This is a genomic window from Bradyrhizobium ingae (assembly GCF_055791185.1).
In genome coordinates this window covers 58,568-75,675 of sequence record NZ_JBVUBB010000003.1, presented here as the reverse complement: position 1 = coordinate 75,675, position 17,108 = coordinate 58,568, and the positions used below count along the sequence as shown (strand labels likewise).

Below are 17,108 nucleotides of genomic sequence, written 5' to 3'. Positions count from 1 at the left end.
GACCAAAAGGGGCGCAGTATTGCGCCCCTTTCTTTTTGTCTTTTGCAGATTGGCTCATGCGAAACGTCAGCATCGCTGTCGCAAGATTTTTCGGATGAGCCAAATCCAACGCTTGACGATTGGCATAATGTATACCAGACTAATTCCAGATCATTCACCCAGGGAGGTCGCAATGCTGGTCGGAGACATTCTGCGCAAGAAGACGTCGCGCGTCGTGACCGTGCGTATGAACGAAACGGTGGGTATTGCCGCAAAGCTGATGCGCGCCAACAACATCAGCGCGCTGGTGGTCAAGGACGTCGTCCGCTCGGAAGGCAACACTGCGGTCGGCATGTTCACCGAGCGCGACGTCGTGCGCGCCATCGCCGAGCACGGCGCGAACGGCGTCAACGTCAAGGTCTCCCAGCTCGTCTCGGTGCAGCAGCTCGTCTCCTGCACCTCGAGCGACACGATCGACCATGTCCGGCATCTCATGAACCGGCATCACATCCGGCATCTGCCCGTGATCGACGACTACAGCCTCGTATCCGTCATCAGCATGCGCGACATCGCCGCCGCCGTTGACCAGATCACCGACAGCACGCCGCACGCGGCCTGACGGCTAAGCACTTCCCCCTGCGACGACCACCCCCGGCTCGGATCCATCCGAGCCGGACCGGATCACTCGTCTCAAAATCCGACCACTGTTCCCCGCGAGGATTTCATGAAGATCTGCATCTACGGCGCCGGCGCGATCGGCGGATATCTTGGAGTGCAGCTTAAGCGCGCCGGCGCCGACGTCAGCCTCGTGGCGCGTGGCCCTCACCTCGCCGCCATGCGCGAGCGCGGCCTCACGCTGCTCATGAATAGCGAGGAACACGTGGTGCATCCGCGGTGCACCGACAACGCCGCCGAGCTCGGCGTGCAGGACTACGTCATCGTCACGCTGAAGGCGCATTCGATCACCGGCGTGATCGAGAAGATGCAGCCGCTGCTCGGGCCCCGCACCCGCATCGTCACCGCGGTGAACGGCATCCCCTATTGGTACTTCTACAAGCATGGCGGAAGTTACGAGAACTCCACGCTCGAGAGCATCGATGCCGGCGGCCGGCAGTGGCGCGAGCTGGGTGCCGAGCGCGCCATCGGCTGCATCGTCTATCCCGCTACCGAGATCGAGGCGCCCGGTGTGATCCGCCACGTCTACGGCAACAATTTCCCGCTCGGCGAGCCCTCGGGCGAGATCACGCCCGACGTGCAGCGCCTGGCCGACCTCTTCGTCGCCGCCGGCATGAAGGCGCCGGTGCTCGACCGCATCCGCGACGAGATCTGGCTCAAGCTCTGGGGCAATGTCTGCTTCAATCCGATCAGCGCGCTCACCCATGCAACGCTCGACGTGATCTGCACCGATCCTGCGACGCGCGCGCTGTCGCGCGCGGTCATGCTGGAGACGCAAACAATCGCCGAGACCTTTGGCGTCAAGTTCCGGGTCGACGTCGAGCGACGCATCGAGGGCGCCCGCAAGGTCGGCGCGCACAAGACCTCGATGCTGCAGGACCTTGAGCGCGGCCGCCCGATGGAGATCGATCCCCTCGTCACCGTGGTCCAGGAGATGGGCCGCATGACCGGCATCGCCACGCCTGCGCTCGACTCCGTGCTCGCGATGGTCACCCAGCGCGCCCGGATCGCCGGCCTCTATGACGGCGTTACGGTGCCCGCCGAAACCAAGGCGGTGGCATGATGAGCGCGGCCGGCCCGAACAAATGGCTCCGCTTCCGCCATGCTGGCGCAACGGGATTCGGAACGCTTACGCCACGTGGCATTTCGGTACATGACGGCGAGATGTTCGGCCGCAACACGCCGAACGGAAAAGTGCTGGCGCTGGACGACGTTGAGCTGCTGGCGCCGTGCGCACCGAGCAAGATCGTCGCACTCTGGAACAACTTTCACGCACTCGCCGCAAAACTCAATCAGCCCGAGCCACCGGAGCCGCTGTATCTGCTGAAAGCCACCACCAGCATCACGACGCCCGGCGCCGTGATCCGCCGCCCTTCTTCCTATGACGGCAAGACCACGTATGAAGGTGAGCTCGGCATCGTCATCGGCAGGACCTGCGCACGCGTATCTACAGCCGAAGCCGACGCCTTCATCTTCGGCTACACCTGCGTCAACGACATCACCGCCAACGACATCCTCACCCGCGATCCGACTTTCGCGCAGTGGGCCCGCGCCAAGGGCATCGACGACTACGGCCCGTTCGGACCGGTGATCGCAACCGGCCTCGATTCCGCTAGGCTCGTCGTGCGCACCATCCTCAACGGCGCGGAGCGGCAGAACTATCCGATCTCCGACATGATCTTCAGCGCGCAGGAGCTGGTCAGCAAGATATCCCACGACATGACCTTGCTTCCGGGTGACCTCATTGCCGTGGGCACCTCGGTCGGCGTCGGCGTGATGAAGGAGCCCGTCAACACCGTGACCATCGCGATCGACGGCATCGGCGAGCTGACCAACGAATTTCGGCTGTAGCTGGAATCCTGCGATCATCACGCGCCTGTGAAGTATCCCGCCTAGCAAACATATTCCTCCAACGTGCCGCGCGTTCGCCGCACTGTCGACGCATTCCGACGTCCATCTTCGACTGCTTGGGGAGCGCGGCAGGCTACGGCCGTGCTTTGTCTGATCTCAAAGGGGAACTACCAGTGAAGAAAATCGTGATTGCAATGGGCGCAACGCTTGCCCTGGTGACGGCCGCGAGCGCCGCGGATCTGCCGCACCGGCAGCCCGTCCCCGTCTATCCGCAGGGACCGGCTCCGATCGGCAAGATGCCGATCGGCAAATCGCCGGTTGGCAAGGCTCCGATCGGCAAGGCGCCCGGCCCTGTCGTGTCGCGCTACTAAGCCTCACGCATCTCCAAATCTGCTTTTGTCGACGGCTGAAAGGCGAAGCGTGGCAATCACACGTCAGAGACCGGGATTGCGCCTCCTTGCGGGATGCGCAGTCCTCTCGCTCGTTTGCACGATCCAGTCGGCTTCCGCCCACGAGGCACGCAAGCGCATCGCTGACGCGAATGCGCTTGCGTCCGCATCTGCCCGCTCGAAGCAGGGTCAGGCCAAGGGCCCGTACTACGTGGACTTCAGGGCAAGGACCGCGGCGAGCTGGGGACATGCCTTCGTCTGGTATGGCAAGACCAGCGAGCGCGCCGTGGAAGTGGCTGGCCTCACGCCTGCAGGCGACACGCTCACCTATATGCTCGGTCACGTCATTCCGGTCCCGTCAGAGACCGGGGCGAGCTATGGTGATCTCGACCCGGAGTATCTGACCGCCAGCTACCGCGTCTATCTGAACGAGGCCGATGCCAAGAAGGTGTTCGCCTACATCAGGAAATTGCAGGACTCCTCGCCGGTGTGGAACGCCGAGACGATGAACTGCACGGGCTTCATCGGCAACATTGCTGAGTTCATGGGATTGAAAGTCCCCATGCGCTGGCAGCGCCCGGAGGAGTACGTCAACAAGCTGAAGGAAATGAACGCCGGCCGCCAGATGGTTCAGCTCGCGCCGGAGCAATAACGCGCGTTGGTAAGTCCGAAGCCCGGATGAGCGAAGCGACATCCGGGGAAGTTGCTTCGAAGAAAGACCCGGATATCGCTTCGCTCATTCGGGCTACAGCTCTACAGCTTCTCCTCGCGAACAATTCTTCCGTTGAGCACGAGCCCTGTTACCCAGGGCTCGAACCCAAACGGCTCGCAGCGCGACAAACGACACGCCCTCAAGCACTTTGTCGCGCCACCCTCATGTCCTTCATCCTCGCCCTCCTCTCCGGTCTGCTCGGCGCACTTGCCGGCTGGTCCGGCCTTGCCGCGCTGGTGGTGCTGTCGTCCGGGCCGGACCGCGACGGCGGCATCGCGATGGGAGCATTCTTCAATATCGGTCCCTTTGGCGGCCTCATCGGCTTCATCGCCGGTGTCTGGCTGTTCACGAAGTTCGGTATCGTTCGCGAGAGTGCGCCGCCGTCCGATGTACCCGTCGCGGCGAACCGGACGCACATATCCTACCCCTTTGCCGTGACTGTCGTGCTGATCATCGCGGGCCTCGCCTATTGGGGTTGGTACGAACTGATCCGCTCGCCCTACCTCACGCACGGCTTCATGACGCTCGAGCTGCAATTCCGGCTGCCGCCAGGCATGGCCTTGCCGCCCGACAGGACCGACGTGCAGATCTACGTCGACGAAAGCCGCGGCTTCGCGCCCGTCACCTTGAGCGAGCGCTGGCACGGTAACGACGGTGACCGCCAGGTAATCCTCGCGACCGCCGCACTGTCATACAAGACGAGACGGCGCGAAGTCAGCCTGACTTTCCCCGACGCGCCCACGGAGACCTGGCGGCTCGATCTCTCTTACGACCCCGATCCCACGTCGGACTATTCGCCCTGGCGTCCCGGGATCGGCGGGTCGCCTGGGAAGGTCGAGATGAACTTCCGCCTGAGTGCCGATCGCTAAGAGACCGCGCGCAAAGTGCCTGAGCCGCCGCGAAATCGCGGCGGGTCCCCTAGGCTTCGGGACGGCTCTCCTCATAGACCTCTTGCTCGCTGTCGTCGGCGTCGGGAAACAGGAAGGTCAGAACCCGCCTCGCGGCCTGTCCCGTCACGCGCCTGATCAGCTCCCGGCGTTCGCCATAGAGCAACTTCAGCGGATCGGGAATATCGGCACCGGGCGGCCGCTCCCACACCTCGTTCGAAAATCCGAGCATCTCGGTGCAGTAAACGCTCATCGACACTTCCGAAAGCAGGTATTCGCGTTCGTAGTCCCGCTCCCGTTCCGGCGACGCGCCGAGACCATAGCGTTCGGCTCTCCGTTCAACGAATGCCTGGATCGTGTCCGCGAGCATCGGATCCGCCAACACTGCGCGATGCAGGCGCTGCGCGAAGTCCCGATATTGCGACGTTTCCGCGATCTCGTCCCAGCAGACGATCGTAGCGCGCGCCCGAGCACCCGATCGGAAGGATGTCCGCTGGATCAGCTTCATGATCTGGCCGGCCTCCTGCTTCGCCTTGTGCACCGCCGACGGAACGGTCCAATATCGGCCCGTCATCAGACGATCCAGGACAAGCAGCCGATCGGCGACCACCATCAGGTGATCATGATGCTTAAGGTCAAACTTGTCGAAGAGCATCATGAGCCCGGCGGTCGTACGGTACCTGGTGTGCGCGTAGAGACACACCGGAATGAAATATCGGGATTCGCTGGACATGCGATTGCATCCCTCAACTGGTCGCGCCGCTGGTCGCATCGGCCGGCCTCGCCTGCCAAGCGGGCTGGATCTCTCGCGCACGATCGGGGGCTGAAGACGGTTTCGTGGTATCGACATTCGCTCGCACGTTAAGCTGAGCGACAAAATCGGGCGTGCCGGAAAAGCGGTCCGCATAGGCTTCGTAGATGAGTGAATCGCCGAAGGCCGACATCAGGCCAAAGCCGCCGGCCTTCCCGCAGGCCTCGCCTTCACCATCCCACTTCACCGCCGTGCCCTCGGGGAATTGCTGCCAGTGACCCTGGCAGAGCACAGTCGAACTCTTCAACCCCCCCGAGGCTGGAGAGAGCAGGCACGCCGTGCCATCGCCGTTGAGGAACAGGGCGAACAGGCGTCCCTGTCGGGTCGATGCCTCGATGTACCGGCCCGCAAAGGAGCGGCCCCTGTCGGTGTACAATTCTGAAATCTGCACGGTGACGCACAGTACGGCGGCAACGAGGCCGATCTGCATCGCGATGAACAAGCTCATGTAGATGCTCGCAATTCCCACCTGCCGAACGCCGGGCTGAGCCAGGCTGCTCGTCAGATAGCCCACGCCCATCATCACGAGCGCGCCGACCGCGGCACGGCTTAGGATTCTGCTGCGTGATGGCTGCTCGTCCCGCAACGGACTGTCGCTGAGCCACAACGCGATGCCGGCTATGACGATCGCAAGCGGCGCCCAGGGCAACGTTTGCCCGACGACGATGACCAGCACCTTGCCGATCTCGTTGACCGGGACTTTGAATATCGGCCCGCCCAGCAGGGCGATGAGAACCAGCGCGACATATCCGAGGACACCACCGAGAAGGATGGGCTTGGCGTAGCGCAGGATGGGACGTTCTCGATCGAAATTATTGATGTCGAACCACTCTCGGCGGCTGATGTGGACGCTACGAATGAGGAGCGCACCCAGGATCGCGAAGAAATAGAAAGCATCCGTCGACCAGGACCAGAAGAACTGCCAAAACAGCTCGATCGGCACTCCCAGCTTGCTGACTATTGCCTGATCGTCCTTCAGCGCGAACTCTATGAAGAGCTGCGTCGTCCAGACAACGAACACCGACAAGATCAGGAGCGCGATGACGGACAACCATCCGAGCGCCGCGATGCTGTGTTCGTCCGGCTTGTCCGGCCTGACCGCGAAGCCGAGCTTGCTGATGACGTCCAGACTTTCCGCATCGTTCCTCACGCTGGATCGGACGCCGCAAGCCACGAAGGTGTAAAGTCGATCGCGCAACTTTCGCACGTCGCGGGCGGCCGCCGGGTCGGGCGCGTAATCGGGATTGGAGTTGGCGCGCAAGCGCTCCGTCAGGTATTTGCGCACGGGCAGAGCGAGCGCAATGTGCCTGTCGCTGATGCTGTCGAGTTCGTCCTTGTAGTAGTCATAGAACAGCGGGTCGATACCGGTGCTCGCCTGGTTGTTCTCCGACAACGCGCTCAGTACGCATCCGATGTTGTACCAGACGTGCAGGAACTCGTCCTCGAAGATCAACTTGGTCAGGTTTGGCGGCTCCTGGCCACCCTTTCCGATCTGCACGCCGAGCTTGCGGGTCTGCGAGGCGACCGCATCGGCACTGCAGTGGAACGGGAAGCCTCGAAGCTGCGCGACGGTTCGGCGGATCGATTCAGGTATGCGAGCGACCGAATGGAGGAGTCCACGGATGCGGCGCTCTCCTTCGTTGAGCTTCGGAATCGTCTGGAATGCGATCAGGACCAACGCCACGCCGAGCGGAAGCGTCGTATCGCTGGGCTTTGGAGCACTTTCGCGGAATTGTTCGGGAAGCAGAGCATAGAAGATTTCCGGCACAGCCGATAAGACGAAGAAGAAGATGAGGATCGCCAATACATAACCGAGCTTGGCGCGCACATAGCGCGGCCGCGAGGTCGAGAACTTCGGCTTGTAGCGCGCGAAATATTCGGAGGTGCCCTCATAGCTCGGCTCGTCGAAGCGAGACCAGAAGTACACCCCGATGATCGCTGCACCAAAGCTCAGCGCTGCGAGCCAATGCGCGTTGTTCTTGATCCATATCCAGCTGTCCATGGCGGCGCCTCCCTCTTGCGTGCGGAGTCGCCCGGCGTACGGTCGCTGCGGGCGGCATCCCGTGAGCTGGCTTTCGGGGCTCCCGCAAAGGTAGCGCAGAGAGAGGCATGCATTTGTGAATTGGATCACAGCAGACTGCAGTCCGGACGGGTCACTGTGTCGCAGCCGGGGGCAAAATGCTATTTTGACGAATTTTCGATTTGTTTTCAGGGACGAGGCGTTTTGCGATCGTCACGCGATGCGCGCCGCCCTACCTCACCCATTCGCGGTGCTGGCTGCAATCGAACCTCCCGACTGGACGACTGCCGGTCACGGCCCTGGCATTCCTCACCACATGTTGGGGCCAAACCAGCCGAAATGCGCCTGCCGTGCCATCATGAACTCGAACGGCGGCGCGCGCCTTCTCGCCGGTTTGCGTTGGTGAAGTCGCGCTTCACGTATTCGCGTCTCCGACGGGCGAAGACGCGCGGCATCGGAAGGCTGCAACTGAGCAAGTGCCTCGCGCGCCTTGAGCGGGATCTGTTCGGGCGCCACCGCCGGATTCGGGGCATTGCTCTCGGCGGGAGTGGTCGGCGTCGGCATGATGGTCGGAAGACTGGTGTCGTAAATCACGCGCTCCGGCAATTTCGACTCCGAGCGGATACGGATCGCGATGCGGCTGGAATCGGCCTTTTCGGCACTCGGCAAAGCCGTCATGCAGGCATTCGCGATCAACAGCAGTGCGAACAGGACAACGCCGACATACGCAAAGTACCGGGCCAGTGGCATGCGATGCTCCACGACCCCCTGCACTGCGAATGCTCGATGAATTGGCGTGGTGCCGCTTGATCCAGATCAAGGCGAAGCGGACTGCCGCTACGCGCATCGAAGCAGCGATGCGCCTTTCGCGACGGCATGGCCCCATGCAGATTGTGCCAATACCGAGCAACAAAAAAAAGCCCCGGCTGTGCCGGGGCTCAGGTGGTGGGTAGCCTGCAACCGATTAGTAGCGCGCGGTGACCGGCGCACCGTAACCGCCGAAGCGGTAGTTGAAGCGCACGGTGACCATATCGACGTCCTGGCTGATCCGGTCGCCGAGGAGAGTGATCCCACCGGGTGTGACCACACCTGCGCCGAAGGTGCGGTCGTCATGCCCCATCCAGAGATGATCGTACTCAAGACCGACCGACCAGTTCGGGGCGAACCCATACTCCCAGCCCACACCCAAGACTCCACCCCAGCGCGTGTGACTTGCCGAGTCCAGACCGATCCCGGTGACGTTGTCGAAGACATCAAGTCGATTGTGCGTCACGGCCGCGCCACCCTTCACGTAGAGCAGTGATGCGTTCCACGCCCAACCGAGTTGAGCCGTGAAGAGGCCAATGCCGTCGGTTTTCCCTGTCGTCGAAAGCAGCGGATCGATCAGGCTGACGCGCGTATTCTTGATGTCGGCCCAGTCGCCCTGAGCTTCCAATCCAAACACAAACTGATTGGTTTGCCAGCGATACCCGATCTGTCCGCCGACGAGGCCTCCGGAGCGAGTAGCGCAACCACCTGCGACTGTTCCTGCGGGCGTCACGAAGTCCACGCAGCCGCGGCTCTGGCCCCATCCACCATTGGCACCGATGTAGAAGCCGCTCCAGTTGTAAATCGTCACCACAGGCGCAGGTGGTGGTGCCTTGACGGCCATATCGGCCGCCGATGCGGGAGCAGCCAGGCCCAAGCCTGCGATGCCAATTGCCGCCGACAATAGTTTCTTCATGTGATTATCTCCAATGTCCCCCAGTGCAATCCAGATGGCGTCGATCTTTATGCACGTTCGCGTGCATATCCGTTCGATTCCAGCCGCAAGTTTAGTGACGAGCGTCTCAAGCCCCCGTAACAGAATGGCAACACTCAAGGGCAATCGGAAATTGCGGAGTGCTGCAAGTCGGGTGCGACGCTCAATCGGTGTCAGGACGGAGCGGAGGTTCGACGGCGCAGTCGCATCCTTCGGCAAGCCACGTGTGGATGTGGCCAGATGGGATGTGCCGCCGCGGGAGATGGGGATTTATTGTACCCGCGAAAACGATCAGCCCTTCGTCCAGCTTTGCGCGCGCGAAAACTTTGGCCTCGGCTTCGGTTGCAAACGTCCTGGTTTCGCGCGGGCTTCGCCTTTTGGAAAGAAGAAGCCCCTGTTTGCGTGGTTCAAAGGTAACGTACCAGGTCGGCGCCATCTCGCTCGGACTGCCAAACGTCTCAATTGTGTTGAAGCAGTTCAGACGTGGAGCAGCGCGTCGTCTTGATCTAGGTCAATCGATTGCGAGCTCCGCATCGGCGGATCGCGCTGCGACGATGTGCGCGCATGGAATTATCCGCCTCACGGAATCATCTCCACCCCTCGTATGATCGCCCTGCCCCCGCTGCATGTCCTGCGAATAGACTTTTGACGGGCCGGGCGGCATCCTGCCACCGAAACAATCGACAACAGGGCCGTCACGCGCCCGAGGAAACAGAGGGCACCCATGCTGAAGACTCGTTTCACCGAGCTGGTCGGCGTCGAGCATCCGATCGTCCAGGGCGGCATGCAGTGGGTGGGACGCGCCGAACTCGTGGCGGCGGTGGCGAACGCCGGCGCGCTCGGATTCATCACGGCGCTGACCCAGCCGTCACCGGAAGATCTGACAAAGGAAATCGCGCGGTGCCGCGAGCTCACCGACAAACCGTTCGGCGTCAACCTCACCATCCTGCCGGCAATCAAGCCGCCGCCCTATGCCGAATATCGCGCCGCAATCATCGAAGCCGGCATCAAGGTGGTCGAGACCGCTGGCAACAAGCCGCAGGAGCATGTCGACGAGTTCAGGAAGCACGGCGTCAAGGTCGTGCACAAATGCACCAGCGTCCGCCATGCGTTGTCCGCGGAGCGGATGGGCGTCGACGCGATCTCGATCGACGGCTTTGAGTGCGCCGGCCATCCCGGCGAAGACGACACGCCCGGCCTGATCCTGATCCCGGCCGCCGCCAACAAGGTCAAGATCCCAATGATCGCCTCGGGCGGCTTCGCCGATGCGCGGGGCCTCGTGGCCGCGCTGGCACTCGGCGCCGACGGCATCAACATGGGCACCCGCTTCATGGCGACGAGGGAGAGTCCGATCCACCAGCTCATCAAGGAGAAGATCGTCGCCAATGATGAGCGCGAGACCGAGCTGATCTTCCGCACCATGCGCAATACCTCGCGCGTCGCCAGGAACGCGATTTCCACCAAGGTCGTCGCCATGGAGAAGGAAGGCGCCAGGTTCGAGGACATCCGCGAACTTGTGGCGGGGGCCCGCGGCAAGATGGTCTACGCGACCGGCAATTCAGATGAAGGTATCTGGTCGGCCGGCCAGGTGCAGGGCCTGATCCAGGACATTCCGAGCTGCGCCGAGCTTATCTCCCGCATCGTGCGCGAGGCCGAGGCCATCATCAGGAACCGGCTCGAAGGCATGATCGTTCAACCGGCGGCGCAGGCCGCGGAATGATTGCCGGTGCGCCCTTTGCGTTGCGATTCACGTTCAGGATGAACCAGAGGTGACGCATGAAGGCTTACGTCTATAGCCCTAACGGGGCTGCGATTTCCGACGTTGCTCAACCAACGCCCCAAGGCACGCAGGTGCTGGTCCGCGTCCGCGCCTGCGCGCTCAACCGCGCCGACACCGGCATGCGCAGGGGCCACGCCCATGGCGCGGCCGGCGGGGTCGGCACCGTGCTCGGCATGGAATGGGCCGGCGAAGTCGCGGCCCTCGGGCCTGACGCCAAGGGCGTGAAGGTCGGCGACCGCGTCATGGGCTCGGGCGCGGCTGCATTTGCGGAGTACACACTCGCCGATCACGGCCGCCTGTTTCGTGCCCCGTCGAACATGAACTTCGAGGAAGCCGCCACCCTGCCCGTCGCGCTCGCGACCATGCATAACGCGGTCGTCACCGTCGGCGGGATTCAGCCGGGCCAATCCGTCCTGATCCAGGGCGCAAGCTCAGGCGTCGGCCTGATGGCGATGCAGATCGCCAGGCTCAAGGGCGCAAAGCTCGTGATCGGTTCGTCGACGGATGCCCATCGCCGCAGCCGGCTCACCGACTATGGCGCCGATCTCGCGATCGACTCCTCCGATCCCGGCTGGGTCGATCAAGTGCTGAAGGCAACCGGCGGCGAAGGCGTCGATCTCATCGTCGACCAGGTCTCGGGCAAGGTCGCGAGCCAGAACCTTGCCGCCACCAGGGTGAAGGGCCGCATCGTCAATGTCGGCCGGCTCGGCGGCACCCATGCCGATTTCAATTTCGACCTGCACGCTGCGCGCCGCATCGACTATGTCGGCGTCACCTTCCGCACCCGCACCATCGAGGAAGTCCGCGAGATCTTCGAGGAGGTTCGCAAGGACATCTGGAGCGCGGTGGAAGCGCGCAAGCTGCAGCTGCCGATCGACAAGGTGTTCGCCTTTGGCGAGATCGATCAGGCCTTCGCACACATGGAGGCCAACAGGCATCTCGGGAAGATCGTCGTGACGCTGTGAGGGAGGCTTTCGGGCGGCGCGGAGCAGACGATATGTCACCACTCTCACCGCTCGTCATGGCCGGGCTTGCCCCGGCCGTCCACGTGCCATCGCGACTGACAGTGACGTGGATGCCCGGGTCAAGCTCAGGCATGACGACGGAGCTAGGGGTTCGCTCCCTCGTTCAATCCGGAACAATTCGCACCCGCGCGCTATTGCAACTCACTTGCGACTACGCCTGTGGACCGCGGCTTGATGTTACGTGACGGGCTGCTAAATCCCCGGCCATGACAGCACAGCACAGCAAGACCTCGGTCGCCGCGATCTCGATCTTCGCCAGCGGCGGCATGGCGGCCGCCAAATTCGTGGTTGGCATCGCGATCGGCTCGCTCGCGCTGATCTCGGAGGCCCTGCATTCCTCGATCGACCTGGTCGCGACCATCATCACCTGGGCGGTGGTACGGGTATCCGACAAGCCTGCGGACGACGAGCACCATTACGGCCACGGCAAGCTCGAGAGCATCTCGGCGCTCGGCGTGACCGCCCTGCTCTACGTGCTGGCCGGCGGCATCCTGGTCGAGGCCTATAGCCGCATCCGCGAGGGCACGGCGCCGCCGACCATCTCGGCAGTGCCCTTCGTCGTGCTGGTGATCGACATCGTCGTCAATCTCTGGCGTGCACGGGCCCTGCACCGCGCCGCGCGGGAGACGCGGAGCCAGGCCCTCGCGGCCGACGCGCTGCATTTTGCCTCCGATGTGATGGGCTCGCTCGCGGTCATCGCCGGCCTCATCCTGGCCGCACTCGGCTTCTGGTGGGGCGACGCCGCTGCGGCCGCCGCCGTCGCCGTGATGATCGCGCTGCTCGGCCTGCGCATGGCAGGATCGACGGTGCAGACCCTGGTCGACCGCGCGCCCGAGGGCGCCCTGGAGAAGGCCACCGCTGTGATCAAGAACGTCCCCGGCGTGCTCGACGTCGAGCGCCTCCGCGTGCGCATGGTCGGGGCGACCTATTTCATCGACACCATCGCAAAGGTGCCGAGGACCTATCCGATCGACCGCGTCGAAGACATCAAGCGCAACGCGCAAGCTGCCGTCGGCAAGGCGTTCGGCGATGCCGACCTCACCTTCACCGCCGTCCCCGTGGCGCGCGACAACGAGACCGTGCGCGACCGCATCATGGTGATCGCGCGCAACTCGGGCCTTGCCATCCATCACGTCACCGTGCACGACCTCGGCGCCAAGCTCATCGTCGGCATCGACCTCGAGGTCGATGCAGAGATGCCGCTGGTTGCAGCCCATGACGTCGCCAACACGCTCGAGCGCAACATCCACGAGGAATTCGGCGAGGATGTGGAGGTCGACGTCCACATCGAGCCGCTCCAGCCGGAGCTGCCATTCGGCGTCGACGCGCCGGCGGAACGGGTGCAGGCCATTGCAGCCGCGCTCACCGGCTTCGCCGCTGATAGCGAGATCCACGACATCCATAATGTGCGCGTGCGCAACACCGATGCCGGCGAGATCGTCAACTTCCATTGCCGCGCCACGCCGTCGATGAGCGTGATCAAGGTGCATGAGCATGTCGACGAGATCGAGCGCGCGCTGCGTCGCGCCTTCCCCAGCGTGAAGCGCGTGATCAGTCACGCCGAGCCGCCTCGCTTATGACTGGAGCACGCCAAGAGTCACACGTTCCCGTTTCGGACTCGGTGCGCGCGTCATATTGCGGACGCTCGCGACGCAAACTATCCATTGGATAAGAATTATTTCGCGTTAACGATTCGTTGACTCTCGACAGTCCGCGAAAAGTGGATTCAAATCGCTGTGATTCGGAAGCGAGCGGGGGCTTCATTCCGGATTGTGGTGCAGCAATATCTCTGGGGGCCGAAGGCATGCCGCGCGCAGACGCCGCGAGCGCGTGCGTCCAATCCGATTCGATCAAAGGATTGGCGCAATCGATCGCGAAACCGGCCTACCACCGGCTCCTGATCGCCGAGCCGGCGCTCCGGCGCGCTGTGCCTACCCTCATCATCGCCTTCCTCATCACCATCTGTCTCGGCGCCTTCGTCCAGGTCGTCGACCAGACCCGGCAGAAGCGGCTGGTGATCAAGCACGACATCCAGGCGCTCGCCGACCTGCTCGCCGAACGCATCGATCGCCTCGCCTCGGTGCGCATGGACCGGCAGAAGAACATCGAGCATCTGCCGACGCTGCTTCCCGAGCTCATTCCCTCCTGGGGCACGGCTTCGGGCCGCCACGTCATCGTCACCTCGGTCGGCACCGACCGCCGTATTCTCGCGCGCATTCCCGTGGACATCGACCCGGCCGGCAACGACCGCCTGCTGGATGCGATCACCACCGCGCAGCTGGTGGCGACGCCGCCTCAACAGAACGACGTCTCCGATCTCACGCTGCCCAGCGGCAACAGCGCGGTCGCGACCTCGCGGCCGATCAAGTCGCTGCCCGGTCAGGTCACCGTGATCCAGGAACGCAACGAGCCGATCTGGGGCTCTGATGCCGCTCTCTCGGTGACGCTGTCGGCGACCACCGGCTTTGTCGTCCTGATTCTCGGCTTCGCCTTCCACTGGCAGTCGACCCGCGCCCGCGAGGGCGATCTGATCAACGACGCCGTGCGCGGCCGGATCGACACCGCGCTCAACCGCGGGCGCTGCGGCCTTTGGGACTGGGATCTGTCGCGCGGCAAAATCTTCTGGTCGCAATCGATGTTCTCGATGCTCGGCCTCGACGGCCGCAACGAACTGCTGACCTTCGGCGAGGTCAATGCGCTGGTGAAGTCGGACGACATCGACCTGTTCGCGATCGCCGACCAGCTGATCTCGGGCCAGATCGACCACATCGACCAGAGTTTCCGTATGCAGCATGTCGACGGCCACTGGATCTGGCTCCGCGTGCGCTGCGAGCGCACGCGCGCCGCGGGCGATTCCGCCATGCATCTGATCGGCATCGCGGTCGACATCACCGAGCAGAAGAGCCTTGCCGAGAAGACGGTGGAAGCCGACCTGCGGCTGCGCGACGCCATCGAGACGATCCCGGAAGCCTTCGTTCTGTGGGACAACAGCGATCGTCTGGTGCTCTGCAATTCGCACTTCCAGCGGCTGCACAGGCTGCCGGACTCGGCCGTCATCCCCGGCACCTCATACGAGACCGTGCTCGAGGTCGGCCGCATGCCGGAGGTGCGCACACGCCACAACGAAACCGCCAATCAGGCACCGGGCGCCCGCACCTTCGAGGCGCAGCTCGACGACGGAAGCTGGCTCCACATCAGCGAGCGCCGTACCAAGGACGGCGGCTATGTTTCGGTCGGTACCGACATCACGCGCATCAAGGAACACGAACAGAAGCTCGTCGACAACGATCTGCGCCTGCGCGCCACCGTCATCGACCTGAAGCGCTCGCAGGCGGCACTGGAGCGCCAGACCAACGAGCTCGCCGATCTCGCCGAAAAATACCAGCGCGAAAAGACCCGCGCCGAAGAGGCCAACCAGACCAAGTCGAAATTCCTCGCCAATATGAGCCACGAGCTGCGCACGCCCTTGAACGCGATCATCGGCTTCTCCGAGATCATGGGCAGCGGCATGTTCGGCGAGCTCGGCAGCGAGAAATACCAGGAATACTGCCACGACATCCTCACCAGCGGCCACTATCTGCTCGAGGTCATCAACGACATCCTCGACATGTCCAAGATCGAGGCCGGCCGCATGAAGCTCGACATGGAGGAGCTCGACCTGTCGCGCACGCTCGCGGAATCCCTGCGGGTGGTCTCGGGCCGCGCCCAGGACAAGAACGTGACGTTAGACGCCGACATCGAGAACATCATCTCCGTGGTCGCCGACCGCCGCGCCACCAAGCAGATCATCGTCAACCTCCTGTCCAACGCCGTGAAGTTCACGCCCGATGGCGGCCGCGTGGTGGTGCGCAGCCGGCAGCTCGAGGACAAGGTCGTGCTGATGATCGCCGACACCGGCATCGGCATCGCCCCGCATTCGCTGGCGCGGCTCGGCCGGCCGTTCGAGCAAGTTGAGAGCCAGCTCACCAAGACCTATCACGGCTCGGGCCTGGGGCTTGCGATCGCCCGCTCGCTCGCGCAACTGCACGGCGGCTCGATGCGGCTGCGCTCCAAGATCGATGTCGGCACCGTCGTTCGTGTGACGCTGCCGCGCGACGCCAAGGCCTTGGCAAAAATCCCCGCGGCGGCCTGACCCGATCAGGATTGCAGCGTCGGCGCCACCTCGCGCGCGACGTTGACGAGCGCGGCGATCAGCGGCGTCATCGGGTCGCGCTGTGGGATCACGAGGCCAATGCTGTAATTGACCTCGGGATCGACAATCGGGATCGAGCGGACGGCATCCGCAAGACCGAGAGTCTCGGCGAGTTTCGCCGGCATCACGCTCGCCCAGCGCCCGGTCTTCACGTGGGTGAACAGCACCAGCAGGGAGTTCGAGGTCAGCGTCGGCGTCGCCTCGGCATTCACCGAGCGAAGCGCGCGGTCGATGATGCGGCGGTTCTGCATGTCCGGCGTCAGGAGGCACAGCGGCACCTTGCCGACCTCCGCCCAGGTCACCGTCTCGCGGTCGCCGAACATCGCATCCGGCGCGGTCAGGAGGCGATAGCTCTCGTTGTAGAGCGGGATGGTGCGCACCTTGCCGATCGGCTCGTTCTCGATATAGGTCAGCCCCGCATCGACCTCGAGATTTTCGAGCAGTCCCAGCACCTCGGACGAGGTGGTCGACTGGATGCGGAAACGCACCTCCGGATGCTTGGCGCGGAACGGGGTCGTCAGCGAAGCCACCATGCCGAGCGCGGTCGGGATCGCCGCGATGCGAATCTCGCCGGAGAGCTTGTGCTTCAGCCCGTTGATCTCGTCGCGCATGGCGCGGGCGTCGCCGACGATGCGCCGCGCCCAGTCGAGCGCCCGCTCGCCTTCGGGCGTAAAGCCCTGGAAGCGCGAGCCGCGCTGGACCAGCATGACGCCGAGGATCTCCTCAAGCTGCTTCAGCCCGGTCGACATTGTCGGCTGGGTGACGCCGCAGGCCTCCGCCGCACGTCCGAAATGCCGCTCCTTGGCCAACGCCAGCAGAAGTTCAAGCTTGTCCAACAACCGCTATTCCCCTGGGATTCTGTCGTGGCATGCAAGCTATCACGATGGGCCTGCTCCAACACCCGAAAACGGGACGTTGCCGGAACAATCATTGCGATTTCGTATCACTCGATTGCGTCATCCTATCGATGCGAATTCCCGATCGCAGCATGGGACAGCTTTATTGATTTTCGAATGATTCCAAATACTCATGGAGGCAGGTCACCC

General features: G+C 63.4%; 15 protein-coding genes. 10 read left to right on the top strand and 5 right to left on the bottom strand.

Annotated elements, in window-relative coordinates; translation table 11 throughout:
• The first annotated feature begins 172 nt into the window (after positions 1-172).
• The 6 genes from ACV1FX_RS05370 (at position 173) to ACV1FX_RS05345 (ending at position 4,475) form a co-directional block, all read left to right on the top strand.
• On the top strand, positions 173-598 hold the full coding sequence (locus ACV1FX_RS05370; RefSeq protein WP_473116514.1) for a CBS domain-containing protein: 426 nt from the start codon (positions 173-175) through the stop codon (positions 596-598).
• A gap of 105 nt (positions 599-703) precedes the next feature.
• Entirely contained in the window at positions 704-1,717 is a 1,014-nt protein-coding gene (locus tag ACV1FX_RS05365) for a 2-dehydropantoate 2-reductase (RefSeq protein WP_473116513.1), read from the top strand.
• Positions 1,717-2,505 carry a fumarylacetoacetate hydrolase family protein gene (locus ACV1FX_RS05360; protein ID WP_473116512.1) on the top strand — a complete coding sequence of 263 codons (789 nt, stop codon included), beginning with the start codon at positions 1,717-1,719 and terminating at the stop codon, positions 2,503-2,505. The genes ACV1FX_RS05365 and ACV1FX_RS05360 overlap by 1 nt, the downstream gene beginning before the upstream one ends.
• A 173-nt stretch (positions 2,506-2,678) precedes the next feature.
• Positions 2,679-2,876, top strand: coding sequence for a hypothetical protein (locus ACV1FX_RS05355; protein WP_473116511.1), 198 nt, complete (start codon positions 2,679-2,681; stop codon positions 2,874-2,876).
• Positions 2,877-2,952: 76 nt separating this feature from the next.
• Positions 2,953-3,546 (top strand): hypothetical protein, encoded by a 594-nt coding sequence (locus tag ACV1FX_RS05350; protein WP_473116510.1) that lies wholly within the window; start codon positions 2,953-2,955, stop codon positions 3,544-3,546.
• A gap of 224 nt (positions 3,547-3,770) precedes the next feature.
• Positions 3,771-4,475, top strand: coding sequence for a hypothetical protein (locus ACV1FX_RS05345; protein WP_473116509.1), 705 nt, complete (start codon positions 3,771-3,773; stop codon positions 4,473-4,475).
• A 49-nt stretch (positions 4,476-4,524) separates the two neighbouring features.
• On the opposite strand, the gene ACV1FX_RS05340 is transcribed toward ACV1FX_RS05345, so the two are convergent.
• The 4 genes from ACV1FX_RS05340 to ACV1FX_RS05325 form a co-directional block, all read right to left on the bottom strand.
• Positions 4,525-5,226 carry a hypothetical protein gene (locus tag ACV1FX_RS05340; RefSeq protein ID WP_473116508.1) on the bottom strand — a complete coding sequence of 234 codons (702 nt, stop codon included), beginning with the start codon at positions 5,224-5,226 and terminating at the stop codon, positions 4,525-4,527.
• A gap of 13 nt (positions 5,227-5,239) precedes the next feature.
• Entirely contained in the window at positions 5,240-7,306 is a 2,067-nt protein-coding gene (locus ACV1FX_RS05335) for a hypothetical protein (protein WP_473116507.1), read from the bottom strand.
• A gap of 327 nt (positions 7,307-7,633) precedes the next feature.
• Positions 7,634-8,074 carry a hypothetical protein gene (locus ACV1FX_RS05330; protein WP_473116506.1) on the bottom strand — a complete coding sequence of 147 codons (441 nt, stop codon included), beginning with the start codon at positions 8,072-8,074 and terminating at the stop codon, positions 7,634-7,636.
• Positions 8,075-8,288: 214 nt separating this feature from the next.
• Positions 8,289-9,047: an outer membrane protein gene (locus tag ACV1FX_RS05325; RefSeq protein WP_473116505.1), complete on the bottom strand. Its 759-nt coding sequence runs from the start codon at positions 9,045-9,047 to the stop codon at positions 8,289-8,291.
• Between the two features lie 742 nt (positions 9,048-9,789).
• Between ACV1FX_RS05325 and ACV1FX_RS05320 the strand changes: the two genes are divergently transcribed.
• The 4 genes from ACV1FX_RS05320 to ACV1FX_RS05305 all read left to right on the top strand — a co-directional run bounded on the left by ACV1FX_RS05320 (position 9,790) and on the right by ACV1FX_RS05305 (position 16,002).
• Entirely contained in the window at positions 9,790-10,785 is a 996-nt protein-coding gene (locus tag ACV1FX_RS05320; RefSeq protein WP_473116504.1) for an NAD(P)H-dependent flavin oxidoreductase, read from the top strand.
• Positions 10,786-10,841: 56 nt separating this feature from the next.
• The gene (locus tag ACV1FX_RS05315; RefSeq protein WP_473116503.1) at positions 10,842-11,810 is read left to right on the top strand and encodes a zinc-binding dehydrogenase; all 969 of its coding nucleotides are present in this window, start codon (positions 10,842-10,844) and stop codon (positions 11,808-11,810) included.
• 266 nt (positions 11,811-12,076) lie between these two features.
• On the top strand, positions 12,077-13,450 hold the full coding sequence (locus ACV1FX_RS05310; protein WP_473116502.1) for a cation diffusion facilitator family transporter: 1,374 nt from the start codon (positions 12,077-12,079) through the stop codon (positions 13,448-13,450).
• A gap of 224 nt (positions 13,451-13,674) precedes the next feature.
• Positions 13,675-16,002, top strand: a complete 2,328-nt coding sequence (locus ACV1FX_RS05305) for a PAS domain-containing sensor histidine kinase (RefSeq protein WP_473116501.1) — start codon at positions 13,675-13,677, stop codon at positions 16,000-16,002.
• 5 nt (positions 16,003-16,007) lie between these two features.
• Here the strand turns inward: ACV1FX_RS05305 and ACV1FX_RS05300 are convergent, their stop codons facing one another.
• Positions 16,008-16,901, bottom strand: a complete 894-nt coding sequence (locus ACV1FX_RS05300) for a LysR family transcriptional regulator (protein ID WP_473116500.1) — start codon at positions 16,899-16,901, stop codon at positions 16,008-16,010.
• Positions 16,902-17,108 lie beyond the last annotated feature (207 nt).

Excerpts from the sequence above, each read along its gene's own strand:
- ACV1FX_RS05315 (WP_473116503.1), top strand. The coding sequence starts at position 10,842 with ATGAAGGCTTACGTCTATAGCCCTAACGGGGCTGCGATTTCCGACGTT.
- ACV1FX_RS05370 (WP_473116514.1), top strand. The coding sequence starts at position 173 with ATGCTGGTCGGAGACATTCTGCGCAAGAAGACGTCGCGCGTCGTGACC.
- ACV1FX_RS05345 (WP_473116509.1), top strand. The coding sequence starts at position 3,771 with ATGTCCTTCATCCTCGCCCTCCTCTCCGGTCTGCTCGGCGCACTTGCC.
- ACV1FX_RS05325 (WP_473116505.1), bottom strand. The coding sequence starts at position 9,047 with ATGAAGAAACTATTGTCGGCGGCAATTGGCATCGCAGGCTTGGGCCTG.
- ACV1FX_RS05335 (WP_473116507.1), bottom strand. The coding sequence starts at position 7,306 with ATGGACAGCTGGATATGGATCAAGAACAACGCGCATTGGCTCGCAGCG.
- ACV1FX_RS05365 (WP_473116513.1), top strand. The coding sequence starts at position 704 with ATGAAGATCTGCATCTACGGCGCCGGCGCGATCGGCGGATATCTTGGA.
- ACV1FX_RS05330 (WP_473116506.1), bottom strand. The coding sequence starts at position 8,074 with ATGCCACTGGCCCGGTACTTTGCGTATGTCGGCGTTGTCCTGTTCGCA.
- ACV1FX_RS05305 (WP_473116501.1), top strand. The coding sequence starts at position 13,675 with ATGCCGCGCGCAGACGCCGCGAGCGCGTGCGTCCAATCCGATTCGATC.
- ACV1FX_RS05360 (WP_473116512.1), top strand. The coding sequence starts at position 1,717 with ATGAGCGCGGCCGGCCCGAACAAATGGCTCCGCTTCCGCCATGCTGGC.
- ACV1FX_RS05340 (WP_473116508.1), bottom strand. The coding sequence starts at position 5,226 with ATGTCCAGCGAATCCCGATATTTCATTCCGGTGTGTCTCTACGCGCAC.
- ACV1FX_RS05320 (WP_473116504.1), top strand. The coding sequence starts at position 9,790 with ATGCTGAAGACTCGTTTCACCGAGCTGGTCGGCGTCGAGCATCCGATC.
- ACV1FX_RS05310 (WP_473116502.1), top strand. The coding sequence starts at position 12,077 with ATGACAGCACAGCACAGCAAGACCTCGGTCGCCGCGATCTCGATCTTC.